We start from the raw sequence: 16,669 nt of genomic DNA, 5'->3' as shown, positions 1-16,669 counted from the left end.
ATGGGCTGGATTATTTCTTGACCAGCTTGCAGGTGGACTCGGACAACTTGGTGTAGACCTCGTCGCCAGGCAGCGTCGCCACGACCTTGTAGTAGTCCCACGGGCCCTTGGACTCGGCAGGACTCTTCACTTGCATCAGGTACATGTCGTGGATCATGCGGCCGTCTTCGCGCACAAAGCCGCCCTGGGCGAAGAAGTCGTTGATCTTGTTCGACTTCATCCACTTCATCACGTCGTCGCCGTTATCCGAACCCGTGGCCTTCACGGCATTCAGGTAGAAGGTCGCCGACGAGTAGTCGCCCGCCTGCAGCATCGACGGCTTGCGGCCCACCTTGGCTTCGAACTTCTTGGCCCAGGCGCGCGAGGCGTCGGATTGATCCCAGTACCAGCCGTCGGTCAGGTACATGCCCTTGGTGGCTTCCAGGCCCAGCGAGTGGACGTCGTTGATGAACACCAGCAGGCCGGCCAGTTGCATGGTCTTGGTCACGCCGAATTCATTGGCGGCCTTGACCGTGTTGATGGTGTCGCCGCCGGCGTTGGCCATGCCCAGGATTTTTGCCTTGGAAGCCTGAGCCTGCAGCAGGAAGGACGAGAAGTCCGAGGCGCCCAGCGGTGCGCGCACCTGGCCCTTCACTTCGCCGCCCGCGGCCTTGACGACCGCCATCGTGTCGCGTTCCAGCGCGTGGCCGAATGCGTAGTCGGCGGTCAGGAAGAACCAGCTCTTGCCGCCGTCCTTCACCACCGCGGAGCCCGTGCCGCGCGCCAGCGCCACGGTGTCGTAGGCGTAGTGGACGGTGTAGGGCGAACATTGGGCGTTGGTCAGGTCGGACGAGCCGGCGCCGACCGCAATGAAGGGCTTCTTCTTTTCGGCGGCGACAGCCGCCATGGCCAGGCTGGTGGCCGAGTTGGTGCCGGCGATGATGACGTCGACCTTCTGCTGGTCGAACCATTCGCGGGCGCGGGCCGACGCAACGTCGGCCTTGTTCTGGTGATCCGCCGATACCACTTCGATCTTCTTGCCGTTGATCGAGCCGCCGGCGTCTTCGATCGCCATGCGGATCGCGTCCAGACCAGCCTTGCCGTCGATGTCGGAGTAAACGCCCGACATGTCGGTGATGAAGCCGATGCGGATGACATCGTCGGAGATACCTTGAGCGTGGGCGGTTGCCCCCGCGAATCCCAGGCCCGCCATGGCCAGTGCAGCAGTGATGGTGTGCAGCTTCATGGGATGACTCCTCTTCCCTACGGTGTAGTGTTGCCGGGGTTCCGGCGGATGACAGGTTGTTTTAGACGCCCAGCAGTTCGTTGAGCGTGTCCTGTTTTTCTGAAAGTTCGGCCGCTTCGAAATGCTCGACGATCTGACCGTGCTCCATGACATAGAAGCGGTCGGCCAACGGCGCTGCGAAGCGGAAGTTCTGCTCCACCATGACGATGGTGTAGCCCCGCTGCTTGAGCGTCGTGATCATGCGCGCAAGCGCCTGCACGATCACGGGCGCCAGGCCTTCGGAGATTTCATCGAGCAGCAGCAGGTTCGCGCCGGTGCGCAGGATGCGCGCCACCGCCAGCATCTGCTGCTCGCCGCCCGACAAGCGCGTGCCCGGAGAATTCCGGCGCTCTTGCAGGTTGGGGAACATGTCGTAGATCTCGGCCAGCGACATGCCGCCGCCCAGGGATCCCACGACCGGCGGAAGCAGCAGGTTTTCTTCGCAAGACAGGCTGGCGAAGATGCCGCGTTCCTCGGGGCAATAGCCGACGCCCAGGTGGGCGATCTTGTAGGTGGGCAGGTCGATGGCCTCGGTGCCATGGATGCGCACCGAGCCTTTGCGGGATCCGGTCAGGCCCAGAATGGCCCGCAAGGTCGTGGTGCGTCCGGCGCCATTGCGGCCCAGCAGCGTGACGACCTCGCCTTGTCCCACGCGCATATCCACGCCGTGCAGGATATGCGATTCCCCGTACCAGGCCTGCAAGCCTGAAATTTCGAGTGCCGGGGTGCTCATGCGTGCGCTCCTTGAAGTTCGCCGTCGGTCGTGCCCATGTAAGCCTGCATCACGGCCGGATGGCGGGAGACTTCGGCGTAGGACCCTTCGGCCAGCACTGAACCGCGCGCCAGCACGGTGATGGTGTTGGCGATGGAGGACACGACGTTCATGTTGTGCTCCACCATGAGGATGGTGCGCCCGGCGCTGACGCGCTTGATCAGTTGAGTCACGCGGTGGACGTCTTCGTGGCCCATGCCCTGCGTGGGTTCGTCCAGCAGCATCAGCTCGGGTTCCATCGCCAGCGTCGTGGCGATTTCAAGCGCGCGCTTGCGGCCGTACGGCAGGTTCACCGTGGTCTCGTCGGCGAAGGCGCCCAGGTCCACTTGTTCAAGCAAGGCGCGCGCGGGCTCGTTCAGGGCGGCCAGGCGCTTGTCGCTTTGCCAGAAGTGGAACGACAGCCCCGTCTTGCGCTGCAAGCCGATCCGCACGTTCTCCAGAACGGTCAGGTGTGGAAACACCGCCGATATCTGGAACGAACGGATGATGCCGCGCCGCGCGATCTGCGCTGGCCGCTCGCCGGTAATGTCGATACCGTTGAACTTGATGCTGCCCGAAGTGGGAGAGAGAAATTTCGTAAGCAGGTTGAAGCATGTGGTCTTGCCCGCGCCGTTAGGCCCGATCAAGGCATGAATCTCGCCTCGCTTGATACGCAAATCGACCCCATTGACCGCGACGAATCCGCGGAATTCCTTGGTGAGGCCCTTTGTCTCCAGGATTGTGTCATCCATGTTCGCTGCACCAGCGTTGTATTTATATGGTCTCTGCCCGGCGGTATCGCGTCAGGCCCCCGCAGGGTCGGGAAAACTATTTGCGTGCTTAGTTTTCTTATGAGTTGCCGGCGAGTATGCGGACGTCGCAATCAAAATTCCATGAGGGTTTGTCATAGGTTTTGCACTGCGGAAAGGTGAATTGTCGGCAAGCCGACAATGCTCTGCGCGCATGGGGAGAACGCGCTTTCAAAATGCAAATGCGTTGCAGCAATCACGCGTTGACCGTCATCAAGATGTCACGCGATTAAAGGCGAGGGAAAACCCGGTTTTCCGCTCGCCTTAATAACTCTCCGGCGTAAGGCCGGGTGTTTTACGCAGGGGTTTTCTGCTTGAATTCGCAGAGGTCGGAAATGCCGCATTGAGGGCATTTCGGTTTGCGCGCCACGCAGACGTAGCGGCCTTGCAGAATGAGCCAGTGATGGGCGTCCTGCATATATTCGGCCGGCACGAATTTCTCGAGTTTCCGTTCGACCTCGAGCACGTTCTTGCCGGGCGCGATGCCGGTGCGGTTGGAGACGCGGAATATATGCGTGTCGACCGCCATCGTGGGTTGCCCGAACGCGGTGTTGAGCACCACGTTGGCGGTCTTGCGGCCCACGCCGGGCAAGGCTTCAAGCGCCTCGCGGGTCTGCGGCACGTTGCCGCCATGCTGTTCGATCAGGATCCTGCAGGTGGCGATCGTGTTCTTGGCCTTGGTGCGGTACAGGCCGATGGTCTTGATGTAGTCCGACAGGCCTTCCTCGCCAAGCGCCAGCAGCGCCTGGGGCGTGCCATGCTGCGGAAAGAACTTGCGCGTGGCGATGTTGACCGACTTGTCGGTGGCCTGGGCCGACAGCAGCACTGCGATCAGCAACTGGAACGGCGTGTCGTATTCCAGTTCGGTGGTCGGGTGGGGGTTGGCCGCCTGCAGGCGGGCGAATATCTCTCGGCGTTTGGCGGCGTTCATGACTGCGAGGGGTTGCGGCGGGCCCGGGCGCGGGCCAGCGCGGATTCAATGGCGGAACGCTTGCGGTCTTCTTTCTGCGCGTCGTCGGCGGCGGGTGCCGAGTCGGCGGGGACGGAGGCCGCTTCGGGGGCCATCAGGCGGGCGTTATCGGCGGCCAGGCGTTCCGTGCGCGCCAGGTGGCCGCGGTGCCGCTGCCGGCTGATGGCGGCGTCCTGGGCGGTCCAGGCGCGTCCGGCCGGCACCATCTGAATGCAATCGACCGGACAGGGCGCCACGCACAGGTCGCAGCCGGTGCACCAGTCTTCCAGCACGGTGTGCATATGCTTGTTGGCGCCCACGATGGCGTCCACCGGACAGGCCTGGATGCACAGCGTACAGCCGATGCAATGGGATTCATCGATGCGGGCGACCAGCAGCGGCCCGGGTTCGCCGCGCGACAGGTCCAGGGGCAGGGCGGGGGTGTCCAGCAGGGCGGACAGCGCGGCGATGCCTTCGTCGCCGCCGGGCGGGCAGCGATTGATCGGGGCGGCGCCGTCGGCGATGGCGTCGGCATAGGGCCGGCAGCCGTCGTACCCGCACTTGGTGCATTGCGTCTGAGGCAGCAAGGCATCAATGCGGTCGGCAAGTGAGCGACAGGACATGTAAAGCCAATAAAAGAAAAGGGGCCGCTCGGGCCCCGTGGAATACGGATCAGGCTGCCGGCGGCGCTGGGCGTTTGCCCACGCGCCGCCTGGCGGACGGCTCGATGCCGTCCTTACGCCGATTGCCGGATGAACTCGGCAATTTTAGGACAGATCATTTCGCGCCAGCGGCGGCCCGAGAAAATGCCATAGTGCCCGCAGTTGGGCGCGGTGTAATGCGACTTGCGTTCGGCCGGGATGTTCTTGCACAGCTTGATGGCGGCGCGCGTCTGGCCCTGGCCCGAAATATCGTCCAGTTCGCCTTCGATGGTGAACAGGGAGACATTCTTGATATCGGCCGGCCGGACCAGCTTGCCGTCCACTTCCCAGGTGCCGTTGGGCAGCGAGAAGTCCTGGAACACCATGCGGATCGTATCCAGGTAGAACTCGGCCGGCATGTCCAGAACCGCGTTGTATTCGTCGTAGAAGCGGCGGTGCATTTCGGCGTCGCTGTCGTCCCCGCGCAGCAGGTCCAGGTAGAACTCGTAGTGGGACTTCATGTGGCGGTCCGGATTCATCGCCATGAACCCGGCATGCTGCAGGAACCCCGGGTAGACCTTGCGGCCCGCGCCCGGATAGCGCGGCGGAACGGGGTGGATGACCTGATTCTCGAACCAGGCGTAGGGCTTGGTCGTGGCCAGGCGGTTCACCTGCGTGGGCGACTGGCGCGGATCGATCGGCCCGCCCATCATCACCATGCTGCGCGGCTGGCAGGGATCGTTGGCCGAGGCCATCAGGGAGACGGCGGCGAGCACCGGCACCGTCGGCTGGCAGACGGAAATGACATGCACGTCCGGGCCCAGGTGGCGGATGAAGTCCTGCACATAGCGGACGTAGTCATTCAAATGGAACGGTCCGGCGGACAGCGGCACCATGCGGGCGTCGACCCAGTCCGTCACGTAGACGTCATGGGCGGGCAGCAAGGCGCGCACGGTGTCGCGCAGCAGGGTGGCGTGGTGGCCGGAAAGCGGGGCGACCAGCAGAACCTTCGGGTCGTCCTTGCCGGCGACGCGGACGTCGCGCTGGAAGTGCACCAGGCGACAGAACGGCTTGTCGAGCGCCACGGCTTCGATGACGCGGGCGGACTTGCCGCCGATCTGGGTGGTGGGCAGGTTCCAGGCAGGCTTCTGGTATTCCTTGCCGATACGCGTCATCAGCTCATACCCGGCGGCCATCTGGCGCGAAATCGGGGTGTAGGCGAGCGGGCTGTAGGGGCTGGAGAACAGCTGAGAACCGGCATCCGTGAATGCAGCGAACGGAGTCAGGAAGGCGCGCTGCATTTCGTGCAATTGGTACAGCATTTCGGGGAAGTCCTTCTGGGTCAAGCGTGTGCCCCGATTATTGCCCCGGGGAGTAACGATATATCCAATCAGCCTGAAGAATCTCCGGCAAAGTCCCGGTTTGTGTTGCTAAAAAGCGACCTGTTGCACGTTTGGCACCAGTTTAGGGCGCCTTTCATGCCTTGCGGTCATACCAAAAGGAGGATTTATGCACTACGCCGGGCAGTGCCGAATCACCAGTAGTTTTCTACCGCAAGATTGCCCGGAATGCCCCGGCGGCCAGGCTTGAAGCCGCGCTCGCCCAGCAGTTTGCGGGCGTCGGCCAGCATGTCGGGATTGCCGCAGAGCATGACCTTGGCGTGCTCGGGATCCAGCGTCCGCCCGGCCAACTGCTCCAGCCGGCCATCGGCGATCAGCGTGGTCAGGCGCTCCTGCGGCACGCCGGGCAGGGGCTCGCGGGTGGCAATCGGCAGATAGACGAGCTTGTCGGGATCCGCGGCGAACAGGTCGGACAGGCCAGGTTCGCGGCGCCAGGATTCGATCTCTTCGCGATAGGCCAGCTCCGCCGCGGTGCGCACGCCGTGCACCAGAATGATGCGGCGGTACGCGCGCCAGGCGGCCGGGTCACGCAGGATGGACAGGTAGGCCGACAGGCCCGTGCCCGACGCCAGCAGCCACAGGTCGCCGCCGGGGGCGAAGCGCTCCAGCGTCAGGAAGCCGTAGGGCGCTTTTTCGACATAGAGCGAGTCGCCGGGCTGCAGGCGCGCCATGCGCGGGCTGAACAGGCCTTCCGGGACGACGATGGAATAGAACTCCAGCCAGGGCTCATGCGGGGCCGAAACCATGGAGTAGGCGCGCCACAGCGTGGGCGGGCCTTCCGGGGCATCCGCGCCCGGCAAACCGACCCTAGCGAACTGGCCCGGCAGGAACGTATAGGCTTCGTCCCGCGTCACGCGCACGGAGAACAGCTTGTCTGGCACCCAGGTGTGAACGCTGGTTACGGTCTGGCGCGTGTATTTGGAGTCGTCGGTCATCGGGGCATCGCGCGATACGGCCGCCAGGCTTGCGGCCGGCGTTCGCGGATTATTTTTCCAGGTATTGCAGCTTGTCCTGCTTGCCGTTCCATTCGTCGGCGTCGGGCAGGGGCTTCTTGGCGCGGCTGATGCTGGCGAACTCGGGGGAGAGCTCGGCGTTCAGGGCGATGAAATTCATTTGGTCCTGCGGTACGTCTTCTTCGGCGTAGATCGCATTGGCCGGGCATTCCGGGATGCAGACCGCGCAGTCGATGCACTCGTCCGGGTCGATCACGAGGAAATTCGGACCCTCACGAAAACAGTCCACCGGGCACACGTCTACGCAGTCGGTGTACTTGCACTTGATACAGTTTTCGGTGACTACATGGGTCATTCAGGAACTCCGGGATCGGCGGCATTTGTGTCTTGTTGTGCGGATTTTACCCAATGCCGCGCCGATGTGCCGGTAATACCCGTATTGACATAGTGGCCCATCGTGCCGAAGGGCATGTCCTCTATGCTATGGTGTCGCGAAACGAAACGCGCAACCATGATAATCACCTCGCTGCTCGACACCGACCTGTATAAATTCAGCATGATGCAGGTGGTTCTGCACCAGTTTCCCGCTGCCCAGGTCGAGTACCGGTACAAGTGCCGTACCGCGGGGGCCGACTTGCGTCCCTATCTGGACGAAATCCGCGAGGAAGTGCATCAGCTTTGCCAATTGCGCTTCACGCCGGACGAACTTAAATATCTGGGCGACTTGCGCTTTATCAAAAGCGACTTCGTTGATTTCCTCGGTCTGTTCCACATGCCCGAGCGCTGCATCCATATCGGCGAAGGCGACGCTCCGGGCGAGATCAGCATCGAGGTCAAGGGCCCCTGGCTGCACACGATCCTGTTCGAGATCCCGGTGCTGGCCATCGTCAACGAGGTCTATTTCCGCAACACGCGCAAGCATCCGGACTGGGAAGAGGGCCGCAAGCGCCTGCAGTCCAAGATGCACCTGGTGCTGGACGATCCGGCGCTGGCGGATTTCCGCGTGGCCGAATACGGCACGCGCCGCCGGTTCTCCAAGGTCTGGCACGAGGAAATCGTCACCACCATGAAGGCCGAGATGGGCCCGCATTTCGCCGGCACCAGCAACGTGCTGCTGGCCAAGCAGCATGAAGTGCTGCCGCTGGGCACGATGGGCCATGAATATCTGCAGGCCTGCCAGGCGCTGGGACCGCGCCTGCGCGATTCGCAGGTGTTCGCGCTGGAAGTCTGGGCCAAGGAATACCGCGGCGATCTGGGCATCGCGCTGTCCGACGTCTATGGCATGGATGCCTTCTTGCGCGATTTCGACATGTATTTCTGCAAGCTGTTCGATGGCGCCCGCCACGACTCGGGCGATCCCTTCGTCTGGGGTGAGCGCCTGCTTGAGCACTACCGCAAGAATCGCGTGGACCCGCGCGCCAAGACGCTGGTGTTCTCCGATTCGCTGACTTTCCCGCGCGCCATCGAGCTGGCCCGCCAGTTCTCCGGCCGCTGCAAGGTGTCCTTCGGCATCGGCACGAACCTCACCAACGACCTGGGCCACGAACCGCTGCAGATCGTCATGAAGATGGTCCGCTGCAACGGGCAGCCCGTGGCCAAGGTGTCGGATGCGCCGGAAAAGACCATGTGCGACGATCCGGCCTACCTGGCCTATCTGCGCCAGGTCTTCCAGTTGCCCCCCGCCTGAGGGCGGCTCGGGGTAAATTGCGGATTCCTTTGCATTGTTCCAACCCACCCACTCGAATCTAGGGGAATATCCATGAGCAGCATCAAGCGCTTCCACGTCGCCAAGCGCCTGTCGGACATGGCCGTGTACAACGGCGTTGCCTACCTGGCAGGCCAGGTGCCGGACGACGACACGCTGGACATCACCGGCCAGACCGAGCAAGTGCTCGCCACGATCGATCGCCTGCTGGCCGAAGCCGGCACCGACAAGACCAAGATTCTGATGGCCCAGATCTACGTGGCCAACATGAAGGAATTCGATGGCATGAACAAGGCATGGGACGCCTGGGTCGCTGACGGCAATTCGCCTCCGCGCGCCACGGTCGAGGCCCGCCTGGCCAATCCGGACTACAAGGTCGAGATCGTCGTGACGGCGGCCATCTAACGCCCTCTGCGTGCCTGGCGCCCATGGCGTCCGGCGCCAGTTAAAAAAAGCCCTTCCGCACGCGCCGAAGGGCTTTTTCCTTGTGGGGGGCGCGCGTCACGCGCCCATCAGCATCATGCCCGCCAGCAGCCCGCCCAGTTCCTCGCACCTGGCAAGCTCGGGCTGCGCCACCGTCTTGGGCGCCAGGATCTGCGCGGCGGTCTGCGCGCCCATGTTGACGATCAGGGCGGGCGCCACGGCGCTCAGCCGCCAGCCGGTGCAGATCCGCTCGACCTGCCGCGCGGCGCCCGAGCCGTCGCTGCCCGCGCTGATCATCGAGGCGTAGGGCAGGCCCTGGATGCGGTCGAGCACGGCGTAGTAGTTGCGGTCGAAGAACTCCTTCATTTCGCCGCTCAGGCTGGCCAGGTTCTCGGGGGCGCAAAACAGATAACCCTGGCTGGCGAGCAGCACATCCGCGTCGGCGTCCGACGCGCGGCGTAGTTCGATCCGAAGCTCGCCTGCCTGCTCCAGATCCGCGGCGGCGGCCGCCGCTCCGCGGGCCGCGGCCTGCGCCATCTGCCGCGCCGCGCCCGTGCGCGAATGCCAGACAATCAGCAGCTGCTTCATGCGTAGCGTTCCAGGGTGTCCTGCCGGTAGTAGGCCCGCAGCATTCCGTACCATTCGGGCAGGGCTTGCTGCATGGGGTAGGGGTCCACGAAAAAGTGCTCCGAGCTGACGGCGAAGAACTCCGCCTCGTCCGTGGCGGCATAGGGGTCCATGGGCAACTGGCCGTACCAGGCGTCCGCGTCCTCGCTTTCGGGGTCCACGTCGCGCGGGATGGCGGCTTCGACCGCTTCCACCGCCGCGATGAAGCGGTCCAGGCTGTCGTCCAGGACCCGGCGCCAGGCCCGGGGCTTCAGTTCGGGATGCGCCGCCAGCGAGGGCATGCCGTCCGCAAAGCCCGAGCGCAGGTCCAGCTTGTGGGCAAATTCATGGATGACCACGTTGAAGCCGCCTTCGGAGAGCTGCGTGTCTTCCCAGGAAAGAACCAGGGGACCGCCTTCCCAGGCTTCGCCCGCCGCATCCTCGATGTATTCGTGGACCACGCCATCCTCGTCCTGCCGGGAGCGCGGGATGCGGAAACTGGCCGGATACACGATGATCTCGTCCCAACCCTCGTACAGTTCCGGGGCCAGGTTCAGGATGGGCAGGCTGGCCTGCGCCGCGATGGACAGGCGCATGAAGTCCGACACCTCAAGGCCTTGCGCGCCGTTGATGGTCTTGCTGGCCAGCAGCCAGGCGGAGCGCGCCTGCAGCTGGGCGGCTTCGTCGGCGGTCAGCGCCGCCAGGAACGGGTGGGCATCCAGCACCTGCCGCCAGAGTTCGGGCGAGATGCGGGCCTGCATCTGGGCCACTTCGGACGGGCGGGCGCCCCGGCCCTTGAGCCAGCGCAACATAAGCTTTGGTTCCTTCTATATGCCGGGATGCGGCAGGGGATTCAGGGTGACTGAACCCTAGTGTAGAGTGTCGGGATACTCAACCAAACACCCGTTCGACGCCCGTCATGTCCGTCCCGCCTGTTCCCGATGCGCCTTCGCCTTTCGACGCTTCCTGGCGGCAGGAGGTCGGGGCGGGCCTGGATGCCGATGGCCTGGCGTTGATCGATCGGGCCGTCGCCTGGTCCGTGCCCCGCTTCGAAGGGCAGCACGCGCTCACGGGCGAGCCCCTGGCCGGCCATGGCGCCGGCGTGGTCCGCATCCTGGCGGCCTTGCATACCGACGCCGCCACGCGCGCCGCGGCCCTGCTGGCCGCTTTGCCGGCCGACCTGATGGCGCCCGCGCCGTCCTTGCGCAACGATCCGATCGCCACGGCGTTCGGCGCGGAAATCGCCCGGCTGGTGCAGGGCACGCACGCGCTGCTCCGGCTGGGCGTGGTGGCCCGCCAGGCCAGCGATGCCGCGGCCGAAAGCGGCTCTCAGAAGGAAATGCAGCGCAAGATGCTGCTGGCCATGGCGGCCGACCTGCGCATCGTGCTGATGCGCCTGGCCTCAAGGCTGCGCACGCTGCGCTGGCACGCGGAAAGCAAGGCGCCGTGCTCGCCAGCCTTCGCCCGCGAAACCCTAGACCTGTACGCGCCACTGGCCAACCGGCTGGGGATCTGGCAGATCAAATGGGAAATGGAAGACCTGTCCTTCCGCTTCCTGGAGCCGGACAGGTACAAGCAGATTGCCCGCCTGCTGGAAGAAAAGCGGGTGGAGCGCGAGGCCTTCATCGCCGGCGCCATCGAGCGCCTGCAGTCGGCCTTGGCCAAGACCGGCATCGAGGCCGAGGTCAGCGGCCGGCCCAAGCACATCTACAGCATCTGGAACAAGATGCGCGTGAAACGCCTGGACTTCGCCCAGATGTACGACCTGCGCGCGCTGCGCATCATCGTCGATGATGTCCGCGCCTGCTATACGGCGCTGGGCATGGTGCATGAAATGTGGACCCCGCTCTCCGACGAGTTTGACGACTACATTTCGCGGCCCAAGCCCAATGGCTACCGTTCCCTGCATACGGTGGTGGCCGACGACGACGGCCGCCCGTTCGAGGTCCAGATCCGCACGCGCGAAATGCACCAGTTCGCCGAATACGGCATGGCCGCGCATTGGCGCTACAAGGAAGCGGGCGCCAAGGGCGGGCAGGTCGCGGCGTCCAGCGAATACGACCGTCAACTGGCGTGGATGCGCCAGCTGCTGGCCTGGAACAGCGATGTCGAAGGGGGCGCGGAATCGGCGCCGGAGCCAGCCAAGGCCGCATCCGGCAAGCCGGGCCCGGGCAAGAACCGCAATGCGGTGGCGGCGCCCGCCCATACCGACGAGCGCATCTATGTGCTGACCCCGCAGGCGCGCGTGATCGAGCTGCCCGCCGGCGCCACGCCGGTGGACTTCGCCTATCACCTGCATACCGACCTGGGCCACCGCTGCCGCGGCGCCCGCGTCGACGGCCAGATGGTGCCGCTGCAAACGCGCCTGTCCACCGGCCAGACCGTGGAGATCATCTCCGCCAAGTCCGGCGGCCCGTCGCGCGACTGGCTCAATCCTCAACTGGGATTCCTGGCCAGCCCCCGCGCCCGCGCCAAGGTGCGCATGTGGTTCAACGCCATCGAACTGCAGCAGCGCATCACCCAGGGCCAGGCCCTGGTGGAAAAGGAATTGCAGCGCCTGGGCAAGACCGCCGTCAACCTTGAGCAACTGGCCCAGAACCTGGGTTTTGCCCGTGCCGACGACCTGTACGTGGCGGTGGCCAAGGAAGAATTCAGTCTGCGGCAGATCGATACGCTGTTCCAGCAGCCGGCGCCCGCGGCCGAACCCCAGCCGGCCGCGCTGCGCCATGCCAGCGCCGGCAGCGCCGAGAAAAGCGGCAAGAGCGGCGTGCTGGTGGTGGGGGTGGGGTCGCTGCTGACGCAACTGGCGCGCTGCTGCCGCCCGGCGCCGCCGGACGCGATCTCTGGCTTCGTCACGCGGGGGCGCGGCGTGTCCATCCACCGCAGCGACTGCCACAGCTATCTGGCGCTCGCCGCGCGCGAGCCCGAACGCATCATCGAAGTGGCCTGGGGAGAAACGGCGGACACCTTCTACCCGGTGGACGTCAGCGTGCGCGCGCACGACCGTTCCGGCCTCTTGCGTGACCTGTCCGAAGTCTTCGCGCGGCTGCGCCTGAATGTGGTGGGCGTGAACACGCAGAGCAAGCAGTCGCTGGCCCACATGGTGTTCACGGTGGAAGTGCGCGGCGGGGAGTCTCTGTCCCGTGCGCTGGACGCCCTGGCTGAAGTGCCGGGCGTGTCCTCGGCAACGCGGCGCTAGCGCTCGCCGACCCCGGGCCGCGGGCGGCGCCGGGGTCTGTCCTGCCAGGCTTTAGTGGTCCAGTTCCTCATGCGCGCGCTCGCGCATGTAGAACGCGGCGATCAGGCCCAGCGCTACGCCGAACATCACGTAATAGGCGGGAGCCATCGGCGAGCCGGTGGTCTTGATCAGCCAGGTCACGATGAACTGCGCAAAACCGCCAAAGATCATCACGGCCACGTTATAGGCCAGCGACAGGCCCACCGAGCGCACGCGCGCGGGAAACAGTTCCGCCATCACCGTGCTGAACACGCCGAAGAAGGCCGAGACGAACAGGCAGACCACGACCTGCACGGTCAAGAGGCGGCCGATCGAGGGCGCATCCGACAGCCAGTAGTACAGCGGATACAGCACGACCAGATAGCCGATCAGCGAACCGATCACGATGGGACGGCGGCCGACACGGTCCGACCAGGCGCCCATGAACGGCGTCAGCAGCACCATCAGCGCCGCGCCCGCCATCTGTACCAGGAAGGTCTGGTTCAGCGGCAATTTCAGGATTTGAGTGGAGTACGTGACCAGATACGTGAAGGTGATGTAGATGGACACCGTGGCGGTCACGACCAGGCCCACGCCGATCAGCGTCTCGCGCGTGTGGGTCTTCAGCATCTGGCCCAGGCTCAGGCGCTGCACCTTGCCGCTGGCGGCGGCCTGGCGCTCTTCTTCCTTCATCTGCTTGAAGACTTCGGTTTCGTCGACGTTGCGGCGGATATAGATGGCGATGGGAACAATTACCAGGCCAAAGGCGAACGGCAGGCGCCATGCCCAATCGGCGATCTGCTGCTGCGTGAAGAACTCGGTGATCAGCGTGCCGCAAGCCGCGCCAATCAGCAGCGCCAGCATCTGGCCCGCCATTTGCCATGATCCATAGAAGCCTCGCTTGCCATTGGGCGCCATCTCGATCAGCAGCGCCGTCGACGTGCCGAATTCGCCGCCCGCCGAGAAGCCCTGCAGCAGGCGCGCGATCAGGATGAAGATCGGGGCCAGGATGCCGGCGGCGTGATAGGTCGGGGCGACCGTGATCAGCGCGATGGATACCGCCATCAGCGATGTCACCATCACCATGGCGGCCTTGCGGCCTTTCTTGTCGCCATACAGGCCGAGGATGATGCCGCCGACCGGGCGCATGAAGAAACCGACGCCGAAGATGGCGGTGGTCATGAGGATGGCATTGAGCTCGCTGCCGGGAATGCTGGGATCCGTGGGGAAGAACAGCTTCGCGATGATCGGCGTCATGAACGCGAACACCAGGAAGTCATACCATTCGAGGGCGTTGCCTATCACTGCGGCCACGATGTTGCGTGTGGGGACTGCTTTGTGCTGCACGGTTTCTCCTTGGGGGTGTTTTTCAATCCGGGCGACATTCTAGGCGCTAGTCGCCCGTACCGTTCCCCAAGCCGTCCGGGACGCGGGCGCTTCCTGGCTTTACACTTCTGCTTTTCCCCAAGAGAGTAGTGACCATGAACGCGCGCACCTGGCTGGAAACGCTGGTCGGTTTTGACACCACCAGCCGCAATTCCAATCTTGCCCTGATCGAAACCGTCCGTGATTGGCTCAAGGGCCAGGGCGTGGACGCGTGGCTGGCGCACAACCCCGAGCGCACCAAGGCCAACCTGTTCGCCACGCTGCCCGCGCAGGACGGCAACCAGCAGGGCGGGATCGTTCTGTCGGGCCACACCGACGTGGTGCCCGTCGATGGCCAGGACTGGAGCACGGATCCGTTCAAGCTCGTTGAAAAGGACGGGCTGCTCTATGGGCGCGGCAGCTGCGACATGAAGGGCTTCATCGCGGGATCGCTCGCCCTGGTGCCGGAATTCCTGGCCATGCCGCGCAAGAAGCCCATTCATCTTGCGTTCTCCTACGACGAGGAAGTCGGCTGCGCCGGCGCTCCCTACATGCTGGCCGACCTGCACGAACGCGGCATACGGCCCGAGGGCTGCGTGGTGGGCGAGCCCACCGGCATGCAGGTGGTGGTGGCCCACAAGGGCATCAACCTGTTCCGCTGCAAAGTGCATGGCAAGGCGGCGCACTCGTCGCTGACGCCCCGCGGCTGCAACGCCATCGAATACGCCGCCCGGCTGATCTGCCGCATCCGCGATCTGGCCGACAGCTTCAAGGCCAAGGGCCCGTACGACCAGTTCTACGACGTGCCGTTCTCCACGATGACCACCAACCAGATCCGCGGCGGCATCGCGGTCAACACCATCCCCGAGCTGTGCGAATTCACCTATGAATTCCGCAATCTGCCGGGCATGCGGCCTGACGATATCCAGGCGGAAGTCGAGAAATATGTGCGCGAAGAGCTGTTGCCGCGCATGAAGGCGGAATTCGACGGCGCCTCCATCGAGATCGAGACCGGCGCGGCGGCGCCCGCCCTGGAAGCTTCGGAAGAGGCCGCCATCACCCAGCTGGTGCGCGCGCTGACCGAAGACCGCGCCACCCGCAAGGTGGCGTACGGCACCGAAGCCGGCCTGTTCCAGGGAATTGGCATCCCCACGGTGGTCTGCGGTCCCGGCCATATCGAACAGGCCCACAAGCCCGACGAATATGTCGCCCTGGACCAGTTGGCCTCCTGCGAGACCTTCCTGCGCCGCATGGGACAGTCGCTCTGAGGTTACGGGTGGCCAGGGCCCGCCGCCCGGCCACCCTCCGCGTCAGGTAAAATGACGGGTTGCAAACCGGATTTACGGCTGGCAGTGGCCAGTTGCGATTTTCGGGGGAGATGCTTGGTGAAACCTTACGACTTTCCGGATGCCAAGGGCCATTTCGGGCCTTATGGCGGTGTTTTCGTGGCGGAAACGCTGATGCACGCGCTCGACGAGCTGCGCGCGGCCTACGACCATTACCGTGTCGACCCCGCCTTCCTGGAAGAGTTCAACTACGAACTCAAGCATTTTGTCGGCCGGCCCAGCCCGGTCTACCACGCCCGCCGCTGGTCCGAACTCGTGGGCGGCGCCCAGATCTGGTTCAAGCGCGAAGACCTGAACCACACCGGCGCCCACAAGGTGAACAACTGCATAGGCCAGGCTTTGCTGGCCAAGCGCATGGGCAAGCCCCGCGTCATCGCTGAAACCGGCGCAGGCCAGCACGGCGTGGCCAGCGCCACCGTGGCGGCGCGCTACGGCATGGAATGCGTGGTGTACATGGGCAGCGAGGATATCCGCCGGCAGGCGTCGAACGTCTACCGCATGAAGCTGCTGGGCGCCACCGTGGTGCCGGTCACTTCCGGTTCGCGCACCCTGAAGGACGCGCTGAACGAAGCCATGCGCGACTGGGTCACCAATATTGAAAACACGTTCTACATCATCGGCACGGTGGCGGGTCCCGATCCCTATCCCCGCATGGTGCGCGACTTCCAGACCGTGATCGGCAATGAATGCCTGACGCAGATGCCCGAGGCCATCGGCCGCCAGCCCGACTACGTGGTGGCGGCGGTGGGTGGCGGCTCGAACGCCATGGGCATCTTCCATCCCTACATCCCCTACGAAAACGTGCGCCTGATCGGCGTGGAAGCCGCGGGCGAGGGCATGGACAGCGGCAAGCACGCCGCATCGCTGGCCGCGGGCCAGGTGGGCGTGCTGCATGGCAACCGCACCTATGTCATGCAGGATGCCGACGGCCAGGTCCAGGAAACGCATTCCGTCTCCGCCGGCCTGGACTACCCCGGTGTCGGCCCCGAACACGCCTGGCTCAAGGACTCCGGCCGCGCCGAATACGTCGGCATTACCGACGATGAAGCCCTGAAGGCCTTCCACGATTGCTGCCGCATCGAAGGCATCATGCCGGCGCTGGAGTCGTCCCACGCCATCGCCCAGGCCGTGAAGATGGCGGCCACGCTCCCGCGCGACGCCGTCATCCTGGTCAATTTGTCGGGCCGTGGCGACAAAGACATGCATACCGTCGCCGAACGTGCCGGTATCGAGCTCTAAC

Annotated in this window: 16 protein-coding genes; 5 read left to right on the top strand and 11 right to left on the bottom strand. The window is 64.7% G+C overall.

Going from position 1 to position 16,669, the window contains the following annotated elements; translation table 11 throughout:
• Positions 1-10: 10 nt before the first annotated feature.
• The 8 genes from HLG70_RS15305 to fdxA all read right to left on the bottom strand — a co-directional run bounded on the left by HLG70_RS15305 (position 11) and on the right by fdxA (position 7,122).
• Positions 11-1,225 carry an ABC transporter substrate-binding protein gene (locus tag HLG70_RS15305; RefSeq protein WP_171664267.1) on the bottom strand — a complete coding sequence of 405 codons (1,215 nt, stop codon included), beginning with the start codon at positions 1,223-1,225 and terminating at the stop codon, positions 11-13.
• Between the two features lie 61 nt (positions 1,226-1,286).
• Entirely contained in the window at positions 1,287-1,997 is a 711-nt protein-coding gene (locus HLG70_RS15300) for an ABC transporter ATP-binding protein (RefSeq protein ID WP_006223796.1), read from the bottom strand.
• Entirely contained in the window at positions 1,994-2,767 is a 774-nt protein-coding gene (locus HLG70_RS15295; RefSeq protein ID WP_171664266.1) for an ABC transporter ATP-binding protein, read from the bottom strand. Before HLG70_RS15295 ends, HLG70_RS15300 begins: the two co-directional genes overlap by 4 nt.
• 352 nt (positions 2,768-3,119) lie before the next feature.
• Entirely contained in the window at positions 3,120-3,755 is a 636-nt protein-coding gene (nth, locus tag HLG70_RS15290; protein WP_171664265.1) for an endonuclease III, read from the bottom strand.
• Entirely contained in the window at positions 3,752-4,396 is a 645-nt protein-coding gene (gene rsxB, locus HLG70_RS15285; RefSeq protein ID WP_171664264.1) for an electron transport complex subunit RsxB, read from the bottom strand. The genes nth and rsxB overlap by 4 nt, the downstream gene beginning before the upstream one ends.
• 113 nt (positions 4,397-4,509) lie before the next feature.
• Positions 4,510-5,736, bottom strand: coding sequence for a polyhydroxyalkanoate depolymerase (locus HLG70_RS15280; protein WP_171664358.1), 1,227 nt, complete (start codon positions 5,734-5,736; stop codon positions 4,510-4,512).
• A 212-nt stretch (positions 5,737-5,948) separates the two neighbouring features.
• Positions 5,949-6,749 carry a ferredoxin--NADP reductase gene (locus HLG70_RS15275; protein WP_171664263.1) on the bottom strand — a complete coding sequence of 267 codons (801 nt, stop codon included), beginning with the start codon at positions 6,747-6,749 and terminating at the stop codon, positions 5,949-5,951.
• Positions 6,750-6,798: 49 nt separating this feature from the next.
• Positions 6,799-7,122 (bottom strand): ferredoxin FdxA, encoded by a 324-nt coding sequence (gene fdxA / locus HLG70_RS15270; RefSeq protein ID WP_013392198.1) that lies wholly within the window; start codon positions 7,120-7,122, stop codon positions 6,799-6,801.
• Positions 7,123-7,245: 123 nt separating this feature from the next.
• On the opposite strand from fdxA, the gene pncB reads away from it, so the two are divergent.
• Entirely contained in the window at positions 7,246-8,454 is a 1,209-nt protein-coding gene (gene pncB / locus HLG70_RS15265; RefSeq protein ID WP_156407658.1) for a nicotinate phosphoribosyltransferase, read from the top strand.
• A gap of 72 nt (positions 8,455-8,526) precedes the next feature.
• On the top strand, positions 8,527-8,877 hold the full coding sequence (locus HLG70_RS15260) for a RidA family protein (protein ID WP_057284758.1): 351 nt from the start codon (positions 8,527-8,529) through the stop codon (positions 8,875-8,877).
• Between the two features lie 96 nt (positions 8,878-8,973).
• Here the strand turns inward: HLG70_RS15260 and HLG70_RS15255 are convergent, their stop codons facing one another.
• Together HLG70_RS15255 and HLG70_RS15250 are read right to left on the bottom strand one after the other, a co-directional pair.
• On the bottom strand, positions 8,974-9,483 hold the full coding sequence (locus HLG70_RS15255; RefSeq protein ID WP_171664262.1) for a flavodoxin family protein: 510 nt from the start codon (positions 9,481-9,483) through the stop codon (positions 8,974-8,976).
• Positions 9,480-10,313 (bottom strand): zinc-dependent peptidase, encoded by an 834-nt coding sequence (locus HLG70_RS15250; RefSeq protein WP_171664261.1) that lies wholly within the window; start codon positions 10,311-10,313, stop codon positions 9,480-9,482. The genes HLG70_RS15255 and HLG70_RS15250 overlap by 4 nt, the downstream gene beginning before the upstream one ends.
• A 107-nt stretch (positions 10,314-10,420) precedes the next feature.
• On the opposite strand from HLG70_RS15250, the gene HLG70_RS15245 reads away from it, so the two are divergent.
• Positions 10,421-12,700: a RelA/SpoT family protein gene (locus tag HLG70_RS15245; RefSeq protein ID WP_171664260.1), complete on the top strand. Its 2,280-nt coding sequence runs from the start codon at positions 10,421-10,423 to the stop codon at positions 12,698-12,700.
• Between the two features lie 51 nt (positions 12,701-12,751).
• On the opposite strand, the gene HLG70_RS15240 is transcribed toward HLG70_RS15245, so the two are convergent.
• Positions 12,752-14,065, bottom strand: a complete 1,314-nt coding sequence (locus HLG70_RS15240) for an MFS transporter (protein WP_171664259.1) — start codon at positions 14,063-14,065, stop codon at positions 12,752-12,754.
• Positions 14,066-14,199: 134 nt separating this feature from the next.
• Between HLG70_RS15240 and argE the strand changes: the two genes are divergently transcribed.
• Both argE and trpB read left to right on the top strand, forming a co-directional pair.
• Positions 14,200-15,351: an acetylornithine deacetylase gene (gene argE / locus HLG70_RS15235; protein WP_171664258.1), complete on the top strand. Its 1,152-nt coding sequence runs from the start codon at positions 14,200-14,202 to the stop codon at positions 15,349-15,351.
• Positions 15,352-15,468: 117 nt separating this feature from the next.
• Positions 15,469-16,668, top strand: coding sequence for a tryptophan synthase subunit beta (trpB, locus tag HLG70_RS15230; RefSeq protein WP_171664257.1), 1,200 nt, complete (start codon positions 15,469-15,471; stop codon positions 16,666-16,668).
• The last annotated feature ends 1 nt before the right edge of the window (position 16,669 follow it).

Origin of the sequence: Achromobacter deleyi (assembly GCF_013116765.2) — a bacterium.
Classification (GTDB): domain Bacteria; phylum Pseudomonadota; class Gammaproteobacteria; order Burkholderiales; family Burkholderiaceae_B; genus Achromobacter; species Achromobacter deleyi_A.
This window is presented reverse-complemented; position numbering and strand designations above follow the sequence as displayed.